Raw genomic sequence first — 24,102 nt, 5'->3', positions numbered from 1 at the left:
TGAAAACCTATCTTAGTTTCTATTAGTCATTGCAGAAAGCATACCTCCATAAACCCCGTTCAAGGAAGAAAGGTTGGTAGCCAAGTGCTGCATCTGTTGCTTTAATTGTTCCGCGTTTTCAGCAACGGCCTGATTTGCCTCTGCTTGACGGCTGGTTGACTCAATCTGTACTTTGTAAAGACTGTTCAAGGAATCCATTTGTGCGGCGGCAAGAGCCATTTCCTCACTATATTTCTTTGTAGAGTTCATTGCCTCTGCAGTTGGGGCCATACCTTTGGCAGCTCCTTCAAAAGAACGGATGCTGGTGCTAAGGCTATTCATCAATTCTGAATCGATACGTGCTTCCTTAAGCATTTCATCCAATTTTTTGGAAAGAAGACCTTGTGAATCCTCTGGCTCTTTAATAGCTTTTCTGTTAGTAGCGGCACCTCCTGCCAATTCTGGGTAAACCAAAGACCAATCCAAATCGTCATCTACCGGTTCAAAAGCGGAAATGGCGAAAATGATAGCTTCAGTAATAAGACCAATGGCCAAAAGAAGACCTCCGTTTAGGGGACCCAATTCCCAGTGAAGGATTTTAAAAAGTGCGCCCAAAATTACAATAGATGCGCCAAGGCCATAGGCCATATTAAATAATTTTTTTGATGATCTTGATTGTGCCATAATACTTAAATTTTTAGTTGAGAGTTTTTGATTAAGGTTATTTTAGTTTAGTAAAAAAGGGGTATTAGCGAGCGTCGCCAAAGTTTTGGTTTAACACGACATCGGTGCCCATGTAATCCTGTACAGTCCTGAAGCCTATATAGCTTCTCGCAGAATCTGCATATTCATAATCACGGGTACTTACTTGTAGAAAATATGCCACATCCTTCCACGAACCGCCACGAACCACTTTTCGCATATTGTTTGGATCGTTAACATTTGGATTCATAGTAGAAGTGTAGTCATACGAAGCGGGATCATAAGAAGAAGCCACCCATTCCGATACGTTTCCAGCCATATTGTATAGGTTGAAATCGTTTGGCTCATAAGATTTCGCCTCTACAGTATATAGCGCCTGGTCTGCAGCGTAATCGCCACGTAAAGGCTTAAAGTTTGCCATAAAACAACCTCGGTCATTTTTAGCATACGGCCCACCCCAAGGATAGGTTGCCGACTCCAGACCACCGCGAGCAGCGTACTCCCACTCTGCTTCACCGGGAAGACGGAAAGAGTTTACGAAGTTCTTCTTTCTAGATTTTTGATAGGAATTCTTATACAGCGTTCTCCAAGCGCAGAAGGCTTTGGCCTGTTTCCAGGTAACACCCACCACAGGATAATCGCCATAAGCCTCGTGCCAAAAGTAATCATTGTGCATCGGCTCATTATAGGAATAGTTGAAATCTTTGATCCAAACCGTAGTATCGGGATAGATATTCAATTCTTCCTTTTTAATGAAATCTTTACGTCGTTTGGTTTTGTCCCGCGCGGCAGCTTCAATATCCATATAGGTATATTGGAAATTTAATTTGCTCACATCAATTGTGCGCTGACCGTTATACGCTTCTTCGGTTGGAATGTACATGGTATCCATTACTTCAGAATAGTATTCATCCGGATACTCCGATGTATCCCAGATTATATCTACCCTATCATTCAACTTTCTACCTGCGTAATAATCTTCACCCATTCCAAAGTAATTGTCGTACATATACTGCTGGTAGGGAGTCATTTCTTCGTTTTCCTGATCAACAAATGCAAATTCACCAATACCGCCGTCGCCTGGGGTTGCACCCACTTCGTCGGCCATAATAGCAAGACGCAATCTTACCGTGGAATCGCGAACCCAATTTACAAATTGACGGTACTCAGCATTGGTTATTTCAGTTTCGTCCATGTAAAAGGAACGCACGGTAACGGTTTTTGTAGGCGCATCATTTACGGCTACAAAATCATCATCACTTTTACCCATGATGAAAGATCCACCGGGCACAAGGGTCATTCCGTACGGTTTTTGAGGATACCATTTTTTACCTTTTGCCCCCACCAGTTCTCCCCGGTCTCCGGAGTTACAACTGAACAAAAAGGCAACGATCGCAGTTAATGCAATAAACTTCTTCATAGGTATTTAGGTTAAATTTCGAGATTCAAGGGCGTAAACCTATCTATAAAATTCCAAAAAAACAATTTTTTTTTGAAAAACCCTTAATCCCCGTTTTTACTTGTGTTGTTTGATTATACTTCATTTTTGTGGCGGGCTTTTAACCACCGTTCAGGAATTTCCTGATTGCATGCACCCAAATATTCGCCATAAGTGCAAGGTAATAACGTATGCCTTTTTAATTTATTATTAACATTTGAAATAAAAGGCAAAACAATCCACCATCTTTCGGTTTTATTGCTTTTTTTGAATTCTAAAATCTCATCATCCACGGGTACTTTATAGGTAGTAAAGAGATTTTCGCTTTCGAAGTCGCCGTCTTCTACCCGAAAATTAAATCCTTCAATAAAATACCATACTATTTGGGCCACGAGCATTGCGCCGCTCTTACTTTCAATAGAGTCGCTTAACTCATAAACGCCAAAGGATTTCACTTTATTGCTGATACCGGCATATCGGGAAATGGCACAAACTTCACGGCCATCAAAACCGTTGGGACTGTTATTGTTCTTATAACTTAATTCTGCACTTTTTATTGCGGTCACATCTAAAGTTACCATATCGGCATCCCGCATAATGGGCTCTACCACAGTAATGTCTGCACACACTTCCCCTAATCTATAGGCATCAAAATACAATTTTTCCATCAAGGCTATTTCCTGTGGGGCATTGAAAAAGGATTGATATCCCAAAACGCTGTAATTAAAAAGATTATAAGGCTTTTCAACCACCATCTTTCCTACATACGATTTGTTGGAAATAGGTAGTTCGGCATTTCCAAGGTCGAAACGGTTATCGATATTTACTACGTTTACCATTCCATCCAGCCCATCATACGCCCGATATTGGGCAAATGCCAAATCCTGGCTGCCGCCCAATATCAATGGCACAATATTCTTATTAAGAAGCGCTGCTATAACCTCTCTGGCGGCAAAGCGGGTATCTTCGGCCGTTTCACCTTTTTCTATGTCTCCCAGGTCTATTATATTGTAATTCCAATTTCCGGGATATAGGGCGTAAAAGGCTTTTCTATACGAATCAAAAGAAACGTCCCCGCCCATAAAATTCTCGTCGGCACGATTTTCCTTAATGCCCAGAATAGCAAACTTTACATTCTTTAGAGCTGGAAGTTCCCCTGTTTTGGCGTGGGTTTCTATCTGTTTTCCTAAAGTTCCCAGAGGCAAGATTTCCCGATGTGCCAAAACTTTTTTTGAAACTGGCGATAAAAATTCTATCATTATTTTTTCTTGGCTGTAGCTTTTTTCTTAGTTGCGGTTTTCTTTTTGGCCGCGGTTTTTTTCTTTGGGCTTTTTTTATCAAGCAAATCCTTGGCCTCTTCCAAAGTTATCTTGTCGGCCTCAGTGCCTTTGGGCAGCTCAACTTTTGTCTTACCTTTTATAATATTGAAACGGCCCCATCGCGCTTTTTCAATCCGTATTTTTTCATCTGGCCATTCGTTGATGAGCTTGTCAATTTCTTTCTGCTTTTTGTCCTCTATCAATTCTTCTATATCTTCATCCGAGAGATTGTCAAAATCATACTTTTTGTTCACGTTGATGAACATATTGTTCCATTTTATAAAAGGGCCAAAACGTCCAACCCCTTTTTGAACTGGCAGATCCTCATACATATATATAGGTGCATCGGCTTTTTTCTTTTCTTCAATCAGCTCCTTTGCAAAAGCCATATCCACGTCTAAAGGATCCATTCCCTTCGGAAGCGAAATAAAGGTTTTTCCGAAGCGCACATACGGGCCGAACCGACCGTTGTTCACCTCAACCTCTTCTTTTTCATAAATGCCCAAAGTCTTCGGAAGCTTGAAAAGGTCCATCACTTCCTCAAAAGTAACCAAATGCAATTGCTGGTCTGGACGGAGACTGGCGAATTTTTTCTCCTCGTCTTCCGGCGCGCCAATCTGTGCCATGGGGCCGTATTTTCCGAGGCGTACCAAAACGGTTTTGCCCGTTTCGGGGTCTTCGCCCAAAATGCGCTCGCCACTTTCGCGGTCTGCATTTTCTTCAACGTGCTCTACCCGTGGATGGAATTTTCCGTAGAAATCCTTCATCATCTTGGTCCACTCCTCTTTGCCTTCGGCTATGTCGTCAAAATCCTGTTCTACTTTTGCGGTGAAATTGTAGTCAAGAATATTTTCGAAATGTTCCACCAAAAAGTCGTTCACGATCATCCCGATATCTGTGGGAACCAATTTCCCTTTGTCGGATCCAACAGTTTCGGTCAAGGTTTTATCTTTTATGTTTTCCTTTTGAAGTGTTAACTGAAGATACTTTCGCTCCACGCCTTCCACGGTTCCCTTTTCAACATAATTTCTGCTGATGATGGTTGAAATAGTCGGTGCGTAAGTTGACGGACGGCCGATGCCGAGTTCCTCCAATTGCTTTACCAACGACGCCTCCGTGTATCGGTACGGCGGACGCGTAAAGCGTTCGGTAGCGGTGATGTAGTTGTTTTCAAGTGAGTCGCCATTTTTCATATTTGGCAACATGCCTTCCTGCTCTTCTTCCTCAAAATCGGTTCCTTCCAAATATACTTTTAGAAAACCGTCAAACTTTATCATTTCACCATTTGCAGTGAAATTTTCTGAAACTTTTTCTTTGGAAAGCACGTCAATCTTCACATTGGTACGCTCCAATTGCGCATCGCTCATTTGCGAAGCCAAGGTTCGCTTCCAAATTAAATCGTACAAACGCGCTTGGTCGTGGTCGCCAGAAATACTGTGCTGGGTCATATCAGTGGGGCGGATGGCCTCGTGTGCCTCCTGCGCTCCCTTGCTTTTTCCCTTGTAATCGCGGGGTTTGCTGTATTCCTTTCCATAGGAAGCAATAATTTCCTTTTGTGCTGCATTTTTTGCGTCGTTGCTAAGGTTTACGCTGTCGGTACGCATATAGGTAATCAATCCAGCCTCGTATAAGCGTTGCGCAATGGTCATCGTTTTTCCAACCGAAAAATACAATTTTCGCGCTGCTTCCTGTTGTAAGGTTGATGTGGTAAAAGGTGCCGCCGGGCTTTTGCTGGCGGGCTTTTTTGTTAAATCTGAAATTTTATAGGAAGCTCCCAAATTCTTCCGAAGAAACTCGCGCGCTTCTTCTTCCGTATCAAAATTCTTTGGAAGTTTCGCCTTGAACTTGCTGCCTTCAAGCGTTGTAAATTCGGCATCGATTCTATAGGAACCTACGGGCGTAAAGGCTTCAATCTCGCGCTCGCGCTCCACGATCAACCGAACGGCAACCGACTGAACGCGTCCTGCGGAAAGTCCACCTTTCACTTTTTTCCAAAGTACGGGTGAAAGTTCATACCCAACCAAACGGTCCAACACACGTCGGGCCTGTTGGGCGTTTACCAAATTATAATCAATCTGGCGCGGGTTTTCAATCGCTTTTAAAATAGCAGACTTGGTAATTTCGTGAAAAACAATCCGCTTGGTCTTGTTTTTGTCCAGCTTCAATTCCTCGGCAAGATGCCACGCAATGGCTTCTCCCTCGCGGTCTTCATCACTTGCCAGCCAAACCATATCAGCTTTTTTGGACAGCGACTTCAATTCTGCCACCAGCTTCTTTTTGTCGCTGCTCACTATATATTTAGGTGTAAAATCCCCTTCCACGTCCACGCCCAATTCCTTGGACGGAAGATCTGCAATGTGCCCAAAACTGGAGGAAACCTTGAAATCCTTTCCAAGAAATTTTTCAATGGTTTTTGCTTTTGCCGGGGACTCAACTATCACTAAATTCTTTGCCATATACTTATTTGTTATGCGTACAAAAGTATATGAATTTTTTAATACGCAATTTTTGACACCTAAATTTAGTCAACTCTTAACATCGTACTACCTTTAAATTATACTATTTTTAGAAGGCCTGAAAAAAGAAAAATTATTTTTATGAATTTATATTCACCACAAACAATGGTTTTTGTGCGAAACATAGTTTTGTTTCTCTTCCTAATATTATTTCAAAATTGTAACCCCACCTATAAAGTTTTTAAAACAGAAACTTTTTCAAAAGAAAAAAATGTGAATTGCATTATAGAAATTCCAGCGGGAACGAGCAAAAAGATTGAGTTGGACAAAACCTCAAAGAAATTTGCAGTGGATGTTCGCAATGGAAAAGAGCGCATAATAGAATACCTGCCCTATCCCGGAAATTATGGCTTTATTGCTTCCACTTATTCTAATCGCGATGAGGGTGGCGATGGCGACCCGTTGGATGTTTTGGTGCTTTGCGAATCTTTAAAAACTGGGACTATATTAGAAACAAAACCCATTGCAATGCTCCGCCTTTTGGACAATGGAGAAGAAGATTTTAAGGTAATCTGTATCCCCTCAGATAGAAAACTGCAAACAGTTTCTGCGGAAACATTTACTGAATTTTCAGAAAAATATCCCAGCGCAATTGAAATTATTGAAATGTGGTTTATAAATTATAATCCTTCAGATCGTGTAAAAATCATAGGATGGAGCGACGAGAAAGAAGCCCTATTAGAGATTCAAAAACTTTCAATTCCTTTAAAAAATTAAGTGGTTTTGTGATATTTCGAAAATAAATCTGCCACTTTGACAGCGTGACAAATTAATAGTATCTTTGCAAGTTCAGTGAAACCCCTTTTGAATTTGCATTGAACAAAGATTTTTATGGATAAGATTATTGACGAAAAAACACAGGGAAACACGCTTACACTGGAAGCGCGAGACACCAATTCCAAAAAATTATATTTGGAAAGCTACGGCTGTGCTATGAATTTTAGCGATAGCGAAATAGTGGCTTCCATACTTGCCGACCAAGGATATAATACAACAAATTTACTGGAAGAAGCCGATCTGGTTTTAGTAAACACCTGCTCCATTCGTGATAAAGCCGAACAAACCGTCAGAAAACGACTTGAAAAATACAACGCCGTAAAACGAATAAACCCGAAAATGAAAGTCGGCGTTTTGGGCTGTATGGCGGAACGTTTAAAGGAAAAATTTCTTGAAGAGGAAAAAATCGTCGATTTGGTTGTTGGGCCGGATGCATATAAAGACATTCCAAATTTATTAAAAGAAGTTGAGGAAGGACGCGATGCCGTAAACGTAATCCTTTCCAAAGAAGAAACCTACGGCGATATTTCGCCCGTGCGTTTGGGGGGCAACGGCATTACCGCTTTTGTGAGCATCACCCGCGGGTGCGATAATATGTGCACCTTTTGCGTGGTACCATTTACAAGAGGCCGAGAGCGAAGCCGTGATCCACACAGTATTTTGCGCGAAGTGAATGATTTGGCCGAAAAGGGGTATAAGGAAATCACGCTGCTGGGTCAAAACGTGGACAGCTATTTATGGTACGGTGGCGGCCTGAAAAAAGATTTCAAAAATGCTTCCGAAATGCAACAGGCAACGGCAACAGACTTTGCCCAATTATTGGATATGGTAGCAATGGCACACCCAAAAATGCGCATCCGTTTTTCAACCAGCAATCCACAGGATATGCACGAAGAATTGCTGCACGTGGTAGCGAAGCACGAAAATATCTGTAACCACATCCACCTTCCCGTTCAAAGCGGCAGTACGCGCATTCTGAAAGCCATGAACCGCCAGCATACTCGGGAGGAATACATGAAATTGATTGACAGAATTTGGGAAATCATTCCCGGCTGCGCCATTTCGCAGGATATGATTGTTGGTTTCCCCACGGAAACTGAGGAAGACCATAAAGAAACCTTGAGTTTAATGGAATATGTGAAATATGATTTTGGCTATATGTACAAATATTCCGAAAGGCCCGGCACCATGGCCGCCCGAAAGCTGGAAGACGACGTGCCCGAAGAAACAAAAAGCCGCCGATTGACCGAAATTGTGGACCTCCAGCAAAAACACAGCGCCATTCGCACCGCGGAATTTTTAGGAAAAACCGTGACTGTTTTAATTGAAAAAGAGTCGAAGAAAAACAAAGACGAATGGAGCGGCAGAACGGAACACAATAATGTTGCAGTTTTTCCGAAGGAGAATTATAAACTGGGAGATTTCGTAAAAGTAAAAGTAAACGATTGTACCACTGCTACTTTAATTGGCGAAGCAGTGGGGTTGAGCAAGAATAATTGACAATAAATTAATGAGATTCCCGCCTTTGCGGAAATAGGCTTATGGAAAGCATACAAGCAACAAAACAACGTTTCGGAATAATAGGCAACGACCCAAAACTGAACCGCGCTGTGGAAAAAGCAATTCAAGTTGCGCCTACAGATATTTCGGTATTGGTAACAGGCGAAAGTGGTGTGGGTAAGGAAAGTATTCCGAAAATTATACATTCGCTATCGCACAGAAAACACGGTAAATACATTGCTGTAAACTGTGGCGCTATTCCCGAGGGCACCATCGACAGCGAACTTTTCGGGCATGAAAAAGGTTCTTTTACCGGTGCAACAGCTACACGAAGCGGGTATTTTGAAGTGGCTGATGGCGGCACTATTTTCCTCGATGAAGTTGGCGAATTACCGCTTCCCACCCAGGTACGTTTATTGCGGGTTTTGGAAAATGGCGAATTTTTAAAAGTTGGCTCTTCCGCGGCTCAGAAAACAGACGTTCGCATCGTTGCCGCTACGAATGTAAAAATGGTAGATGCCATTGAAAAAGGAAAATTTCGCGAGGATCTTTACTACAGATTGAGCACAGTGGAAATCAATCTGCCACCACTGCGCGAACGGAAGGAGGATATCCATTTGCTTTTTAGAAAATTTGCGGCAGATTTTGCCCAGAAATATAAAATGCCTACCATAAGATTGACAGACGAAGCAACCGATTTATTGCTGAAATATCGCTGGAGCGGAAACATTCGGCAGTTGCGAAACGTTGCGGAACAAATTTCAGTTTTAGAGCAAAACCGAGAAATTTCCGATGAAACCCTTAAACATTATTTACCCGATATGGGGAGCAATCTGCCCGCGATCGTAAATGCGAAAAAGGCTGAAAGTGACTTCAGCAGCGAGCGCGAGATTCTCTACAAAGTGCTTTTTGATATGAAGCGCGACGTAAACGATCTTAAAAAGCTAACCTTGGAATTGATGAAAACCGGGAATGCGGCAAAGGTTAAGGAAGAACAGTCCTCGCTCATCAATAAAATTTATTCCGGAGAAAATGAAGCTGAAGAGGAACTGGCTTCCATAATTGATGAAGAGACCAATGGCACACAAACGGACGTTGAAGTTTTCAGCATTCCCGAACACACTTCAGAGCAACGAAAGGACAAGTACGAATATGCCGAGGATATCGAGGAAGAGGAAAATCTTTCCCTTCAGCAAAAGGAGTTGGAACTCATCAAAAAATCACTCGAAAAATACAACGGAAAACGCAAAGATGCGGCAGATGAACTTGGAATTTCAGAGAGAACGCTTTACAGAAAAATTAAACAATACGACTTGTAAAATCAAGTCAACGGCCCACGATTTATCTCGTGCATCAAATTTCAAAAGAGAAATTAAAACAACGTAAATGCCAAGAATACTTTCAATAATACTGCTTCTTATTTCAGCAATCCTATTGCAAGCGTGCGGACCTTATTCCTTTACGGGAGCAGATATAAATTACAGCACTACAAAAACGGTACAGGTTAATTATTTTCAGAACAATGCGCCTATTGTAGAGCCGGGAATTGCCAGGGACTTTACCCAAAAATTACAAGAGTTGCTTTTGAACCAAACCAGTTTAGATCTAGTGAACAATAATGGCGATTTGGTTTACGAGGGTGAAATAACACAATATTATATAGCGCCAATTACCGCCACGGCAAATAGTACTGCCGCCCAAAACCGATTGACGATCACAGTAAACGTACGGTTTTTTAACACAAAGGATCCGCTTAAGGATTTTGAGCAACCTTTCAGTTTTTATTACGATTATCCGGGACAAACCCAGCTAACGGGCGCAAAACTAGACGCCGCAGTGGAGATTATTTTTGAGCGGATAACCCAAGATATTTTTAATAAATCGCTTGCTAATTGGTAACCGGGACTACGGTTATTTTAAAAAAATTTATAGTTTAAAATTGCACTTTGAATATTGAAAATTATACATATTTATTGGCCAATCCCCAGAAAATAACCGCTGAGGACGTTTCCTCATTGGAAATTATCATTCAAAAATACCCTTATTTCCAAAGCGCCCGTGCCCTACAGTTAAAGGGATTGAAAAACCAGGATAGTTTTCTATACAATGATGCGCTAAAACTCGCCGCAGCCCACACCACAGATCGGGACATTCTATTTGAATACATTACTTCTGAAAAATTTGTCCAGAATGAAATTTCACAAACCATCTTGCAGCACGATGCTTCGGTGGAAGAAATAACCGTTGTGGTCGAAGATGTTTCAGAACAGATAAGCCTTGAAATAGACAGGCAATTAAAAGCCGAAATGCAAAAGGCCGAAGATATTCTGAATCCCGAACTGTTTCAAAGAAAGGTGGCTTCCGTTTCCAATTTAATTGCAGAGAAAGAGGAAAAAATCGAAGAAATACTGCAACCGAATAAACCTTTGGAATTTACCAAAAACGACACCCACTCCTTTTCAGAGTGGCTAAAACTTACAAAAGCAAAACCGATTGAACGTTCAGAGGAAATTTCAAAAGAGGAACCTGAAAGCTCAATAAAAGATGATGAGAAAGAACGCAAATTTGAATTGATTGACAAGTTTATTCAGGAACGCCCGAGAATAGTTCCTTCAGAAGAAAGCTCAACCGCCAAGAAAAAAGAGGAACCAAAAAACCTTGCCGCACCATTCACACAAACGCCCGAGTCTCTAATGACGGAGACTTTGGCAAAAGTGTACCTGCAACAAAAGAACTATAAAAAAGCAATTCAGGCATATAAAATTTTAATTTTGAAAAATCCCGAAAAAAGTGGTTTCTTTGCAGACCAAATTCGGGCAATAGAAAAGTTGATTAATTCAGAACAATCATGAGTACGTTTACAATATTCCTAGTTTTAATAATGATAGTGGCCTTTTTGTTGGTCGTAGTAATAATGGTTCAAAATCCAAAAGGGGGCGGACTTTCATCGTCTTTCGGCGGTGGCGGCGGCGCACAGATTGGCGGGGTGCAGAAAACCAGCGACTTTCTTGATAAAAGTACTTGGACCCTTGCAACCATTATGCTGGCGTTGATTTTATTTTCAAATGTTTTTATCATGGGCGGCAACACCGTACAGTCAAAAACGTTTGACGAGAGTGCCATTCCCGCGGTTCCCACTACCGAAACTCCTGCACCTGCCACAACAGATCCAGCAGAATAATTACTTTATAAAATATTTAAAAATGCCAGCTTTATCGAGCTGGCATTTTTGTTCAATTCTAATTTATTACAATTTGATGATTCTCGGGAGTACCGTTATAAATAATTTTTAACGTATAGAGCCCAGCAGGAAGAGTTGATACATCAATGGAATTATGACAGGCAATAGTATTGATGTTCTTAACCATCGTGCCCGAACTGTTAAAGAGTTGGATAGTAAGCGTATCCCCTGCAATTAAAAGGTCAGTAGGATCTGTGCCAATCATATTCACGTGGAGGGTAGTATCAACGGGAACGGGATAAATTATAAAATAATCACTAGTGATCGTTCCGCTTCCACCACCGCCTCCTCCACAATTCGTCTGGCATTCGGAATTCGTATCTTCTATTTGTTGCCAATTGGACCAGCCACATTCATTACGCATACGGACTTTGAACTGAACGGGATCTTCACACAAAGGCGCAATAATAACATAAGGATCATTGTAGCCTGGCGGATCTTGGGACCATTGATAATTTGTGGATACTTTTTCCCACTCCATTTGCTGCACATTGCCAAAGGAAGGAGAAATATTCAGTTTCAGCCCAAACTCATCGCAACTATCTGGAGGAACAATAGGCATAGTATGATTTATTTGCGTTATGTTCACATCCTCAACAAAATTTACCTTGGGCGGACCGATCCAAATATTTTTTTGCACTGGCTCATTTGGGCTTGCGAAAATGGCTTTTACGTATGCCCAACCATTGGTTGATGCATGCACGGGTTGTACAATAATGCTACGGTTATAGTTAGTTAAAGGAGTTGTTTTTATTAGGTTATTTGAAACCTCCCATGCTATAACGGGAAGGCTCTCGCAAAAGTCGAAACTGTAAGTAACCGTATCGGTGCCACAGATAACCGTCGGGCCGCTCATATCTTCAGGGTCTAAAGGGACTGTGGGCGGTTGAGGATTGCCTGCAAGTTCTTCTAATAACCAATTGACGCTTTTTTCGGTAAACGAGGTGTGCTGTTCGTTGTTGCGTGGGCCAAAGTAAGTGTCAAAGGGGATTTCTTTGTTTCCGGGACAGACCAAGTTTCTTTTGAATGCCTGATGCCAGTTGAAATCGGGGTCTTTAAAACCCAAAGCACTGACAGTCGGTATAAAGGAACTTACGTGGGCCAAATTTATAACATACCAATCGTTAACACATATATAACCGCCCCAATTGGGATCTTCTATACCTACCCAATCACAAGGAGTCGAATCCTCGATTGATTTGGCCAACTCACGTTGTGTAGGAAACCACCCGCCCGGCACATTGTCCATATTGCCCCTGGAATTGTTGTTGGTAATATATTGATCGTAATAAGTCCAACCACCAAATTTCTTTTTTTTAAAATAGGACAGTTTATGGTTGTTTCCCATAGACGGCAAATTATATGTTTCCAACGTGACAATATGACCTATAACATTGGCATCTCCCTCTATTTTAAAGGTCTGTGCTCCGTGCGATCGGTAACTACTGGGCGTTGGGCCATTGCTGTTGAAATCTGTGCCTCCAGAAACAAATGGATTCTGAAAATCTATGGAATTTGTCAAGGAACCGTTCACAATAGCGATCTTCCGTAAGTTTTGTGGATAGCCCTCGCTATTTGGTAAACCATTATTGTACAAGGCATCATAATATTGAATAAAAAAAGGATGGCCTTGGTCTTGGGAAAAGCCCTGCGATTCTGTCTTTCCGTCAAGGATGTAACTATGGAACGGCAAATAGAAAGGTGGTATAGGTATCGGAATGTAATCTACTTTGTGTTGCTCGATGAGCTGCTGTCTGGCGGCCGCGGAGCCCAATTGGTTTTCCACAAAGTCCTGTGCTTCTGCGCTGTCAGCAAAATCGTTCAGCACATTGAGGAGCGATTGTGCGCCCATGGGGATGTTGGCGCCTAAATGCGGACTGTCCACACTTACCCACAGACGGGTGTTGTGGGGCATGTTGTGCTTTTTCATATAGGCCAAGGCATAACGGGAAATCTGTCCGCCCATGCTGGGACCCACTATAACTAATTGCTCTGTGCTATTGTTTTGAGCCAAGGTATCATTTCAAAGCTTGGTACAGGGCCACATGTGCCATGGCATTGCGCTCTATATAATCTGCACCGCCGTCTATTATTGGTGGGTTTTGTTGAACCAGGTTTTCTGGATAGGTGGGTTGGTTGACGATAACAACGTCGTATCCAATTGTTCTTAGTGAATCGACTAAAAAAACGGTTTGATCTAAATTATTTTTATAGGTCATAAATTCATAGATGGAAACATGTTCTGCGTCCGATTGTTCGGGATGCGGTAGGTTCTTCAAAAGCTGCCGCCCTGCAGCTAAAAGTTCCGGATATGATGCAATCATCATATCTTGTTATGGTAATAACCCCCGAGTTTGGGAGGGAGCAATAGCTTTTGTAAAGATTTTCTTCCTCGACCCATATTCTGCAAAATACGTTATTGGTATTGGGGCTATCCACATTTCCATAACAATTGCTTTCGTTTACAATATATTCTCCAATTCCTAGGGAATCCATATCAATGATGTGCACTGTGATGCTCGCTGTTTTTTCACTAGCAAAATCATGGACTAATATTTCATTATATATAATATTTTCTGGAGAAGGACCTGCGACAAATCTCAGCCCATAATCAGGCGAGTTAAAAGTTCCAGAGCCATCCCGTGGAGTTATCAATACTCCGTTGGCATAGCACCCAAAGGTGTTCTCCCCGGTCTGGGTAATGGGCGGCAGGGTGGGCTTAAAACCGTCATCACCTTTTTTTGAGCAGCTTGCCGGGGCCATTAAAATAAGGGCCAAAATTATAATTGTTGCTTTCATAATTTCAATACTTTAAGGGTTCTTCAATTGATTTTTAAAATGAAATCTGCAATAGTGCTTAAGTTAGGTTAAAATTACTCCCCAGATTATGATTTGAATCATATTACTCTATGGAATTGCGTTTATTTTGTTTTATTTTTCAATATTGGGCGACTCGCCAAAGGCACCCATTTTTTTAAGGAAAATATTTATCCAATAAAGTATAGCCGTTAATATCGAATCGACCTTCTGTTATTTCTATAAACTCTGTGGGATCATCGCGATTGACCATTCTGGAATTAAAAGTGCCAGACAGTATGCCGTTTTCATTCCTCAAAACCTCCAAAGTACCGCCGTTCTCAACGGAGCAATACCATTTATAAGTTTGTGTATTTTCATTCCACCACCGACAAAAAAGATTAGTATTTTGGTTAGATAAAATGTTTCCTTCACAGTTACTTTCATTGATAGCGTAAGTACCAACGCCATTGTCCAAGAGGCCTAAAATATGCAAGGTAAAGCGCGCTCCATTTCCACTTTTATAATCATATACTTTAAGTTCATGATACAAAACGTTATCACCCGGCCCTGGGCCTGCTTCCAATACCATTCCATAATCAGGAGAGTTAAAAGTGCCTGTTCCACTACGGGGCACCAAGAGATTCCCATCTATATAACATCCAAAAGTATTTGCACCCGTTTGGGTAATGGGGGGCAATTTTGGGCCATCATCTTTTTTTGAGCAGCCTAAAAAAGTTACCACCGCCAAAAGTATCAATACATTTTTTTTCATAATTCCTTAAATTAAATTCATCTTCTTACTACTTTCTTGGCACTAACACGTCCGTTAGTGTCTTGTAGCATTACTACATATACACCTATAGGCAGCTTTTCAACACTTACTTCCACAATGGAATTCTTTTGAGCTATTGAAAGCACCTTTTGCCCCAATAAATTATAAACATTCATTTGTACGATTGGTGTTATGGCACTTATATATAATTTATCTCCAATGGGTACTGGATATATTCTTATTTCATTGAAATCTGCATCTGCCATACCTAGGGTACAATCTTCCGTAAAATCTACTTGATGGCCTACTTGCGCAGTAATTTCATCTATCAGTGCTGTATTATTAATATCATTTATACAAATGGTCTCTAAGCTCTGTAGGTTTTCAAAATTGCTCGGAAAAGGCCCATCAAAAACCAAATTTTCATTGTTACCATTTTTAAGATTTATATATGTCAAGGCATCGTTATCATTACAGATTAAAGAGGTGAGACCAGTATTATGGCTCAAATCAAGACTTTCCAATTGTGTGTCGGCACATTCCAAAATGAGCAAGGCATTGTTATCAACCAAATCCAACTCTGAAATATTATTATTGCCCATTGATAAGAGCACAATATTGGGGTTATTGCTCAAATCCAGACTCGTAAGTTGGTTGAACCTGCATTCAAATTGATATAGTGCCATATTTTGGCTTATATCAATATTTGTGAGTTGATTATTATAACATTCAAAAATTTCAAGTTCAAGATTGTTGCTAATATCAATGAATGTTAAATTATTATTGGAACATTCTAAAAAAGTTATGTTGATAAATGCTTCGATACCTGTTAAATCATTAATATTGTTGCCAACAACACTAACATCAACCGCAGCCTCTGCCTCGCTAACCTGTATTTCCCCATCGCCATTGGTATTAATATTACCGTCAGCGAGAAGCGCCGCTTTAAAATTTGGATCCGGTATGTTGACTATCTGTGCCGTAAGCTACATGGTCCCTAAAAAGGAAAAGCATATTGTAAAAAGGAGTGTATAATAGAGGTTTTTCATTTTAATTAGTTTTTGTGCAATTCTAGAAAGATTAATTCTTTGGTTTTAAGATTGAAAGACACAGCTTTTGATAATAATATAAAGAGATGTTTTTATCATTTATTGATGTAAACAACACATAAAATCATACTTAATTTGCGTGTGACAATCGCAATATTTCGTTTAAGTTAAAAAAAAAAACGCCGAATAACCAAAATTTTCAAATCAAAAGTTAATTTTTCTTTAACTCAATTGCCCAATAAAAGCCTATATTCTTTGTTAATATTAATTTTCTCCCTAATATTTTTATTAGATTTAAAATGCCAGCTTCTGACAAGCTGGCATTTTTATTTTGGAATATGTCAGTTTATGGGCAGTGGCACAATTTCTGCCAATTAGCAAGCAAACATTTAAACTTAAGTTTAACAACTAAAAAATAAAATTGAAATGGCATTAAAAATTCAACCACTCGCAGACCGCGTATTGGTTCAGCCAGAAGAGGCTGAAACTAAAACCGCATCTGGTATTTACATTCCAGATTCCGCAAAAGAAAAACCACAACAAGGAAAAGTAGTAGCTGTGGGCAAAGGCAAAGAAGACCACAAAATGACCGTGAAGGTCGGCGATACCGTTCTTTACGGAAAATACTCCGGCAGCGAATTGAAATTTGACGGCAAAGACTATCTCATCATGCGCGAGGACGACATACTCGCGATAATTTAAATTCCAAAATACAAGCACCAAATTCCAAACTTTGGAATTTGGAATTTTATTTTTGGAATTTCTTCAAAAGCAAAAAATTTAGAAATTATAAGTATTAACCAAAAGATTCCTGCCTCCGCAGGAATGAAAAAATTTAAGATTTATGGCAAAAGATATAAAATTTGATGTAGAAGCCCGCGACAGCATAAAACGCGGCGTTGACGCATTGGCAAACGCAGTAAAAGTAACCTTGGGCCCAAAGGGTCGTAACGTAATTATCAGCAAATCCTTTGGTGCACCGCAAGTAACCAAAGATGGTGTAACTGTTGCAAAAGAAATTGAATTGGAAGACGCCCTTGAAAATATGGGCGCACAGATGGTTAAGGAAGTAGCCTCTAAAACCAACGACCTTGCTGGTGACGGAACTACTACGGCTACCGTACTTGCACAGGCAATCGTAAAGGAAGGTTTGAAAAACGTTGCTGCCGGCGCTAACCCAATGGATTTGAAACGTGGAATTGACAAGGCTGTGGAAGCCATCGTTAGCAACCTTGAAAAACAAGCTACCAAAGTTGGTAATTCTTCTGAAATGATTAAGCAGGTTGCTTCCATTTCAGCAAACAACGACGATGTAATTGGTGATTTGATTGCCAAAGCATTCGGAAAAGTTGGAAAAGAAGGCGTTATCACCGTTGAAGAAGCGAAAGGAACCGAAACCTACGTAGATGTAGTTGAAGGAATGCAGTTTGACCGGGGATATCTTTCCCCTTACTTCGTAACCGATACCGAAAAAATGCAAACCGAATTGGACAACCCAATGATTTTGCTTTACGACAAGAAAATTTCTTCAATGAAAGATTTGCTTCCAATACTTGAGCCAGTGGCACAACAAGGAAAATCTTTATTGATTATTGCAGAAGATGTTGATGGCGAGGCTTTGGCTACTTTGGTAGTAAATAAACTTCGCGGTTCATTGAAAATTGCAGCTGTAAAAGCGCCAGGTTTTGGTGACAGAAGAAAGGCAATGTTGGAAGACATCGCAGTTTTAACTGGAGGAACTGTAATTGCTGAAGAACGCGGTTTCACTTTGGAAAACGCAACAATCGATATGTTGGGTTCTGCGGAAACAATCACAATTGATAAAGACAACACTACAATTGTAAATGGCGCTGGAAACAAGAGCGATATTAAAGGTCGTGTAAACCAAATAAAATCTCAAATAGAATCTACAACTAGCGATTACGACAAGGAAAAATTGCAGGAGCGTTTGGCTAAATTAGCCGGTGGTGTTGCTGTTCTTTACGTAGGTGCTGCTTCAGAAGTAGAGATGAAGGAGAAAAAAGATCGTGTTGACGATGCACTTCACGCAACCCGTGCGGCTGTTGAAGAAGGTATTGTTGCCGGAGGAGGCGTAGCTTTAGTTCGCGCTATTGAAGTGCTTAAAAAGCTTACAACCGATACGCTTGACGAAGCAACTGGAATTAACATAGTAGCTAAAGCAATTGAATCTCCTTTGCGCACTATTGTTGAAAACGCTGGTGGCGAAGGTTCAGTAGTTATCAATAAAGTTTTGGAGGGCAAAAAGAACTTCGGTTACGATGCCAAAAGCGAAACCTATGTTGATATGCTAAAAGCGGGAATCATCGATCCTAAAAAAGTAACCCGTATCGCGTTAGAAAATGCGGCTTCGGTAGCAGGAATGATTCTTACTACGGAATGTGCTTTGGTAGATATTAAAGAAGAAAATGCCGGCGGCGGAATGCCAGGCGGCATGGGCGGTGGAATGCCTGGGATGATGTAACATCGATAAGCCAAGGCATGCCTTGGCTTTATCTGCCCTAAGGAATGCCTTGGCCGTACTGTGACAAGGCAGATCTTGTCTGTACTCAGTACGAAATTAAACCTAACAGAACTTAGAGTCTTGTTAGGTTTTTTTATTTGAAGAAATCCTAAAATGTAACGGAAATCTCCTTCAATTCCCCACCCCTTTCGATAGTTATTTTTGCTGTCTGCCCCTTTTCAAATTTTGAAAGACTCTTCATATAGCTCATCATATCGGTTACTTCAAAATCGCCCATTTTTACAACAATGTCGCCTTTTTGAAGTCCTGCTTTTTGGGCTGGTTTGTCTTCACTTACACCATCAATTCGCATCCCTTTTCCGCTGAAAAGATAATCGGGAACCACGCCCAACGTCACTTTAAATTCTGGCACCACTTCGCTTTCATTTTTGGTTTTTTTGAAAGGAAGTTTGGGCTGGTTATCCAAATCTTTTATTATGCTGAAAATGTAATTTGAAACTATTTTCATTCCCTCAAAATTCACCTTTTCAGCGTCATCGCTGGGTTTATGGTAGTCTTCGTGCTGCCCAGTGAAAAAATGCAACACGGGAATATCTGCCAAATAAAACGAAGTGTGGTCGCTCGGACCTACACCGCTTTCGTTTTCGGCAATTTTTAATTCCCTGGCATTCGCATTTACGGCTTGTTTAAAAATAGGCGAAGTTCCCACGCCGTAAACTGCTAAAGTATTTTCAGAATTAAGCCTTCCCACCATATCCATATTCAGCATATAAGTTACTTTTTTAGTATCAATAGTTGGATTTTTAACGAAATAATTTGAACCCAATAACCCCTCTTCTTCCCCAGAAAAAGCAATGAAAAGGTAGTTGTTATTTTTCGGGGAACCTTTCTTTTGAAGCGAATCTGCCAAATGCAGCATCATCGCAACACCACTCGCGTTATCGTCCGCACCGTTGTGTATTGCTTCCCCCTCGCGATACAACGAACCTTCGCCGCCCATTCCCAAATGGTCGTAATGGGCGCCGATTACTACGGTATTTTCCGCTTTGTTATCTAAATATGCAATCACGTTTTGTCCCGTCTCGGTACTATCGTTATTTTCTGCAGTAAATTCAGCTTCCTGATGTGGATTTTTACTGGCCTTATAAGTGAATTTTTGAAAAAATCCTTCCGAACCTTTGGGTTGCAATCCTAAATCTTCAAACCGCTTGGCTATGTAATTTGCAGCCTTCCTTTCGCCATCAGAACCAGTTTTTCTTCCGTTTAAACTATCGTTGGCCAAGATGGCAACGTCTTCTTTCATAGATACGGAATTCACCTGCGTTTCTTTACAGGAAAAAACTACTATTGCTATTAATATTACTAAAATTGCACGCATATCATTACTTTTGCTCAAAAGTACATTAAAAATGAAAATATTCTATACCCTGCTTATCGTTTCAGTATTTGCGAGTTGTAAAAAGGAAGTGAAAAGAGCAGAAAATGAATCGGCCGGTTCAGCTGAAAAAACCACGACCGTAGTATTGGATCCCGCTACAAATGACACGCTAATTTATCCCGAAGAAAAGCATTTCAAAAGTATCCGTCAAGTTACTTTTGGTGGAGATAATGCCGAAGCGTATTGGAGCTTTGACGACAGCAAGCTCATCTTCCAAAGCAACTATAAAAACTGGGGCGTAAACTGCGACCAAATGTTTTTGATGAACGCTGAGGAAACTTTTAAAGACAAACAACCCCCAATGATAAGCACCGGCAAAGGCCGAACTACTTGCAGTTATTTTCTGCCGGACGGAAAACATATTGTTTACGGAAGCACACATTTAAAAGATGAAAATTGCCCAGAAGTTCCACTTAAAAGGGATGGCAAATACGTGTGGCCAGTTTATGACAGCTTCGATATTTTTGTTGCCGATTTGGAAGGAAATATAACTGCCCAACTCACTAACGAACCGGGTTACGATGCCGAAGCAACCGTTTCGCCCAAAGGCGATAAAATTGTTTTCACTTCCATGCGCAGTGGCGATTTGGAATTGTACACTATGGATATCGATGGAAAAAACGTAAAACAGATTACTAACGAATTGGGCTACGACGGCGGCGCCTTCTTTTCACCGGATGGTTCAAAATTGATTTTTCGTGCATCGCGCCCCGAAACTGAGAAAGAAATTAAGGAATATAAAGATTTGCTCGCCCAAGGTTTGGTGCAGCCCACTGAAATGGAGCTGTTTATCTGCAATGCCGATGGCAGCGAGCTTCGCCAATTGACTCATTTGGGCAACGCCAATTGGGCACCGTTCTTTCATCCTTCGGGCGAAAAGATTTTGTTCTCCAGTAATTTTGAAGCGGAACGAGGATTCCCGTTTAATCTGTATTTAATTGATATTGATGGAAAAAACCTGGAACGCGTTACGCACGGAAGGACTTTTGATGCTTTTCCAGTTTTTTCGAATGACGGGAAAAAGTTAGCTTTTTCTTCAAATAGAAATAATGGCGGCGGGCGCGACACCAATCTTTTTATTGCCGAATGGCAGGATTAATTATTCCTGCGAAGGCAGGAATCTTATAAATTAGAAACTTGAATTTCATTAAATTATATAAGATCCCGCTTCTATTTGCGATACTATCAGTCGCGTTTTACATCAGTTTTGGGTATGATTTGGAGCGAAGTGATTTTACAAAACTCATTTCACTCTACGGTGCACTTTTCATCATCACCTATCTTTTTATTGAAAAATTTATCCCGAAGTCTCGGGACTATTTTTGGTTTTTAGCCAGTTTAGGAATTGTTTTTAGATTAATTCTTATTCCTGCAATTCCGAATCTTTCACAGGATTTCTATCGGTTTCTGTGGGATGGGCGGTTATTGATTCAGGGGGTTAGTCCGTACTTGTTCACACCCAGCTCCTCGCCTGCGCTCGGAGTGACAATTGAACAATCCCAACAATTAATTGACGGAATGGGTGCTCTAAATGCAAGTCACTTCAGCAATTACCCACCAATTAACCAATTGTTTTTTGCAGTTGCCGCACTGTTTGCGGGGAAAAGTATTATGGGCTCCGTGATTGTGCTGCGCGTGCTGATTATTTTGGCAGATGTTGGAATTCTTTACTTCGGAAAGAAACTTTTAGAAAAGTTGAACCTTCCAATTAAAAACATCTTTTGGTATTTTCTAAATCCTTTTATCATCATTGAGCTTACTGGAAATCTTCATTTTGAAGGGGTAATGCTTTTCTTTTTTGTTTGGGCACTATATTTATTATTCAAAGGAAAATGGTTTTGGGCAGCCGTTTTGATTGGAATTTCTGTTTCCGTGAAATTGCTTCCGTTATTGTTTTTGCCTTTGTTTTTGAAATATTTCACTAATGAAAAAACCCAAAAGGTTTTAGAAATCTTTGGGGTTTCGATTAAAAAACTCGTGGGATTTTATTCAGTTATCGGATTTACCGTAGTACTTACATTTCTACCCTTTCTTTCTTCAGAATTTATTCAGAATTTCTCCTCGACCATCGGACTTTGGTTCCAGAATTTTGAATTCAATGCGAGTATGTACTACATAATCCGCTGGATTGGGTTTCAAGTTGTAGGATGGAATATTATAGAAACTACTGGAAAGATTCTGCCTGTTCTAGTATTACTTTTTGTTCTGGCGATCGCTTTTTTCAGAAAAAATAAAACGCCACAGGAATTGATGACCGGGATGCTTTTTGCAATTTCGTTTTACTTTTTACTTTCCACCACTGTGCATCCGTGGTACGTTGCCACTCCACTTTTACTTTCAGTTTTTACAAAATATAAATTTCCGATAGTTTGGAGTTTTATGGTAATGCTAAGCTATTCTGCTTATGGCGAAAATGGTTTTGATGAAAAGCTTTGGTTGGTTGCTATGGAATATATTGTTGTTATAGGAGTTGCGATTTGGGAAATCATTGTTCCAACAAATTTGAAACCTGCAAGATTTTAAAAACCTTGCAGGACAGCAACTATTTTTTTACTCTTTCCAATCTGTAGAAGTCTTTTCTTCTATCCTTCAAATTACGAACAGCTCCGAAAGTGTGCAGTTCCCGAAGCAAATCTATGTCGACATCGGCCACCAATATCATTTCGGTGTTTGGGGTTGCTTCGGCTTTAATTCCATTGTTGGGAAAAGAGAAATCACAAGGCGTGAATACTGCGCTTTGGGCGTATTGTATATCCATGTTATGCACCTTGGGCAGGTTGCCCACGCTTCCTGCAATAGCTACATAACATTCGTTTTCTACAGCTCGTGCCTGGGCGCAAAGTCTTACGCGAGAATAGCCGTTCTGAGTATCTGTAAGAAATGGAACAAATAAGATGTCCATTCCCTCATCAGAAAGCAATCTTGAGAGTTCGGGGAATTCTGAATCATAACAAATCAGCACCCCAATTTTTCCACAATCAGTATCGAAAGTTTTTAGGGAATTACCGTTTACCATTCCCCAAACGCGTTCTTCGTCTGGCGTAACGTGAATCTTTTCGTAACGTTCCACACTTCCGTCGCGACGACATAAATAACCTACGTTGTAAAGCTTGCCGCGGACCATTTCGGGCATACTCCCAGTTATAATATTGATATTGTACGAAATTGAAAGCTGTGAAAGTCTTTCAGTAATTTCCTTAGTATATTTAGCCAATTCGCGAATGGCATCTGGCTCGCTCATATGGTTGTATTTTGCCATAAGCGGAGCGTTGAAGAACTCTGGAAACATAGCAAAATCGCAGCGGTACCCAGCCACAGAATCTATAAAATACTCTGCTTGGTGCATCAACTCCTCCATGCCGGAATAGCTACGCATTTGCCACTGGATTAACCCCAACCTAACAATACTTTTTATCGCAGAAGGCTTTGGTTTTTTCTCGGGTTTGGTATAGTAAATATTGTCCCATTCCATTAAAACCGCAAACTCCCCCGAAGCCTTGTCGCCTTCCAAATAGCCTTTTAATACGCGCACTGGGTGAAAGTCGTTGGAAATTTGAAAGTTTAAAACGGGATCGTCAATCTGTTTGCGCTTTACTTTTTCAATGTATTGTTTTGGCGAAAGTTTATCTGCGTGTAAATGATAATTTGGCATTCTTCCCCCGAAAACGATGCTTTTCAGATTTAGGTTTTCGCAAAGTTCCTTTCTATAATCGTATAATCTTCGTCCTAAACGCAATCCCCGAAAATCTGGACGGATAAAAACATCTATTCCATAGAGCACATCGCCTTCGGGGTCGTGTATTTTAAAATTGGGGTCGTCTGTAATGTCTTTGTAGGTATGTTTTTCTCCCAATTCATCAAAGTCAACAATAATGGAGAGCGCACAACCGGCAATTTCGCCATCGGCCATAATAACCACTTGTCCTTCTGGGAAGATGTCTATGAGGTTTCCTATTTCGTTGATCTTCCAATAGCTATTTGGCATACCCCCATAAGATTGAATAGTTGCCTTTTTCAGGGCTTCATAGTCTTTTATGGTTAAAAACTTAAGTTCAATATTTTCAATCTTTTTAGGTTCCATATAATTTTT

The 24,102-nt window shown here is 40.6% G+C and carries 21 protein-coding genes; 10 read left to right on the top strand and 11 right to left on the bottom strand.

Annotation, left to right across the window (positions count from 1 at the left end; translation table 11 throughout):
* Positions 1-12 precede the first annotated feature (12 nt).
* From porL to topA, 4 genes are all read right to left on the bottom strand, one after another.
* Positions 13-663 carry a type IX secretion system motor protein PorL/GldL gene (gene porL / locus MB09_RS01365; protein WP_045079061.1) on the bottom strand — a complete coding sequence of 217 codons (651 nt, stop codon included), beginning with the start codon at positions 661-663 and terminating at the stop codon, positions 13-15.
* A 64-nt stretch (positions 664-727) separates the two neighbouring features.
* Complete coding sequence (porK, locus tag MB09_RS01360) at positions 728-2,101, bottom strand: T9SS ring complex lipoprotein PorK/GldK (RefSeq protein ID WP_045079060.1); 1,374 nt, start codon at positions 2,099-2,101, stop codon at positions 728-730.
* Between the two features lie 113 nt (positions 2,102-2,214).
* Complete coding sequence (locus MB09_RS01355) at positions 2,215-3,378, bottom strand: formimidoylglutamase (RefSeq protein ID WP_045079059.1); 1,164 nt, start codon at positions 3,376-3,378, stop codon at positions 2,215-2,217.
* Complete coding sequence (topA, locus tag MB09_RS01350; protein WP_045079058.1) at positions 3,378-5,894, bottom strand: type I DNA topoisomerase; 2,517 nt, start codon at positions 5,892-5,894, stop codon at positions 3,378-3,380. The genes MB09_RS01355 and topA overlap by 1 nt, the downstream gene beginning before the upstream one ends.
* Positions 5,895-6,167: 273 nt before the next feature.
* Here topA and MB09_RS01345 point away from each other — a divergent pair, with 273 nt between their 5' ends.
* The 6 genes from MB09_RS01345 (at position 6,168) to secG (ending at position 11,412) form a co-directional block, all read left to right on the top strand.
* Entirely contained in the window at positions 6,168-6,671 is a 504-nt protein-coding gene (locus MB09_RS01345) for an inorganic diphosphatase (RefSeq protein WP_240484791.1), read from the top strand.
* A gap of 114 nt (positions 6,672-6,785) precedes the next feature.
* A complete protein-coding gene (miaB, locus tag MB09_RS01340; protein WP_045079057.1) occupies positions 6,786-8,231 on the top strand; it encodes a tRNA (N6-isopentenyl adenosine(37)-C2)-methylthiotransferase MiaB in 1,446 nt (481 codons plus the stop codon).
* 41 nt (positions 8,232-8,272) lie between these two features.
* Positions 8,273-9,550, top strand: a complete 1,278-nt coding sequence (locus tag MB09_RS01335; RefSeq protein ID WP_045079056.1) for a sigma-54 interaction domain-containing protein — start codon at positions 8,273-8,275, stop codon at positions 9,548-9,550.
* Positions 9,551-9,617: 67 nt separating this feature from the next.
* Complete coding sequence (locus MB09_RS01330) at positions 9,618-10,130, top strand: LptE family protein (RefSeq protein ID WP_045079055.1); 513 nt, start codon at positions 9,618-9,620, stop codon at positions 10,128-10,130.
* Positions 10,131-10,177: 47 nt separating this feature from the next.
* Positions 10,178-11,083, top strand: a complete 906-nt coding sequence (locus MB09_RS01325; protein WP_045079054.1) for a hypothetical protein — start codon at positions 10,178-10,180, stop codon at positions 11,081-11,083.
* Positions 11,080-11,412 (top strand): preprotein translocase subunit SecG, encoded by a 333-nt coding sequence (secG, locus tag MB09_RS01320; RefSeq protein ID WP_045079053.1) that lies wholly within the window; start codon positions 11,080-11,082, stop codon positions 11,410-11,412. The genes MB09_RS01325 and secG overlap by 4 nt, the downstream gene beginning before the upstream one ends.
* 58 nt (positions 11,413-11,470) lie before the next feature.
* Here the strand turns inward: secG and MB09_RS01315 are convergent, their stop codons facing one another.
* From MB09_RS01315 to MB09_RS15370, 5 genes are all read right to left on the bottom strand, one after another.
* Positions 11,471-13,486, bottom strand: coding sequence for a T9SS type A sorting domain-containing protein (locus tag MB09_RS01315; protein ID WP_045079052.1), 2,016 nt, complete (start codon positions 13,484-13,486; stop codon positions 11,471-11,473).
* A gap of 4 nt (positions 13,487-13,490) precedes the next feature.
* Positions 13,491-13,691: a hypothetical protein gene (locus tag MB09_RS01310; RefSeq protein WP_045079051.1), complete on the bottom strand. Its 201-nt coding sequence runs from the start codon at positions 13,689-13,691 to the stop codon at positions 13,491-13,493.
* A 4-nt stretch (positions 13,692-13,695) separates the two neighbouring features.
* Positions 13,696-14,271 carry a hypothetical protein gene (locus MB09_RS01305; RefSeq protein WP_045079050.1) on the bottom strand — a complete coding sequence of 192 codons (576 nt, stop codon included), beginning with the start codon at positions 14,269-14,271 and terminating at the stop codon, positions 13,696-13,698.
* Positions 14,272-14,446: 175 nt separating this feature from the next.
* A complete protein-coding gene (locus MB09_RS01300; protein WP_045079049.1) occupies positions 14,447-15,043 on the bottom strand; it encodes a hypothetical protein in 597 nt (198 codons plus the stop codon).
* Between the two features lie 17 nt (positions 15,044-15,060).
* On the bottom strand, positions 15,061-15,729 hold the full coding sequence (locus MB09_RS15370) for a T9SS type A sorting domain-containing protein (protein WP_084709005.1): 669 nt from the start codon (positions 15,727-15,729) through the stop codon (positions 15,061-15,063).
* A gap of 789 nt (positions 15,730-16,518) precedes the next feature.
* Here MB09_RS15370 and MB09_RS01290 point away from each other — a divergent pair.
* Together MB09_RS01290 and groL are read left to right on the top strand one after the other, a co-directional pair.
* Entirely contained in the window at positions 16,519-16,794 is a 276-nt protein-coding gene (locus MB09_RS01290) for a co-chaperone GroES (RefSeq protein WP_045079048.1), read from the top strand.
* A gap of 142 nt (positions 16,795-16,936) precedes the next feature.
* Positions 16,937-18,574, top strand: a complete 1,638-nt coding sequence (gene groL / locus MB09_RS01285; RefSeq protein WP_045079047.1) for a chaperonin GroEL — start codon at positions 16,937-16,939, stop codon at positions 18,572-18,574.
* 148 nt (positions 18,575-18,722) lie between these two features.
* Here the strand turns inward: groL and MB09_RS01280 are convergent, their stop codons facing one another.
* Positions 18,723-19,952: a M20/M25/M40 family metallo-hydrolase gene (locus MB09_RS01280; protein ID WP_045079046.1), complete on the bottom strand. Its 1,230-nt coding sequence runs from the start codon at positions 19,950-19,952 to the stop codon at positions 18,723-18,725.
* A 31-nt stretch (positions 19,953-19,983) separates the two neighbouring features.
* Between MB09_RS01280 and MB09_RS01275 the strand changes: the two genes are divergently transcribed.
* Together MB09_RS01275 and MB09_RS01270 are read left to right on the top strand one after the other, a co-directional pair.
* Positions 19,984-21,111 (top strand): TolB family protein, encoded by a 1,128-nt coding sequence (locus tag MB09_RS01275; RefSeq protein WP_045079045.1) that lies wholly within the window; start codon positions 19,984-19,986, stop codon positions 21,109-21,111.
* 38 nt (positions 21,112-21,149) lie between these two features.
* Positions 21,150-22,535 (top strand): glycosyltransferase 87 family protein, encoded by a 1,386-nt coding sequence (locus MB09_RS01270; RefSeq protein WP_045079044.1) that lies wholly within the window; start codon positions 21,150-21,152, stop codon positions 22,533-22,535.
* A 19-nt stretch (positions 22,536-22,554) separates the two neighbouring features.
* Here MB09_RS01270 and MB09_RS01265 read toward each other — a convergent pair whose 3' ends face one another.
* Positions 22,555-24,093 (bottom strand): bifunctional GNAT family N-acetyltransferase/carbon-nitrogen hydrolase family protein, encoded by a 1,539-nt coding sequence (locus tag MB09_RS01265; protein WP_045079043.1) that lies wholly within the window; start codon positions 24,091-24,093, stop codon positions 22,555-22,557.
* Positions 24,094-24,102 lie beyond the last annotated feature (9 nt).

Origin of the sequence: Aequorivita vladivostokensis, assembly GCF_000952855.1 — a bacterium.
Lineage (GTDB): Bacteria > Bacteroidota > Bacteroidia > Flavobacteriales > Flavobacteriaceae > Aequorivita > Aequorivita vladivostokensis.
Note: the sequence above shows the minus strand (reverse complement) of the source record. Positions and strands in the feature narration are given on the sequence as shown.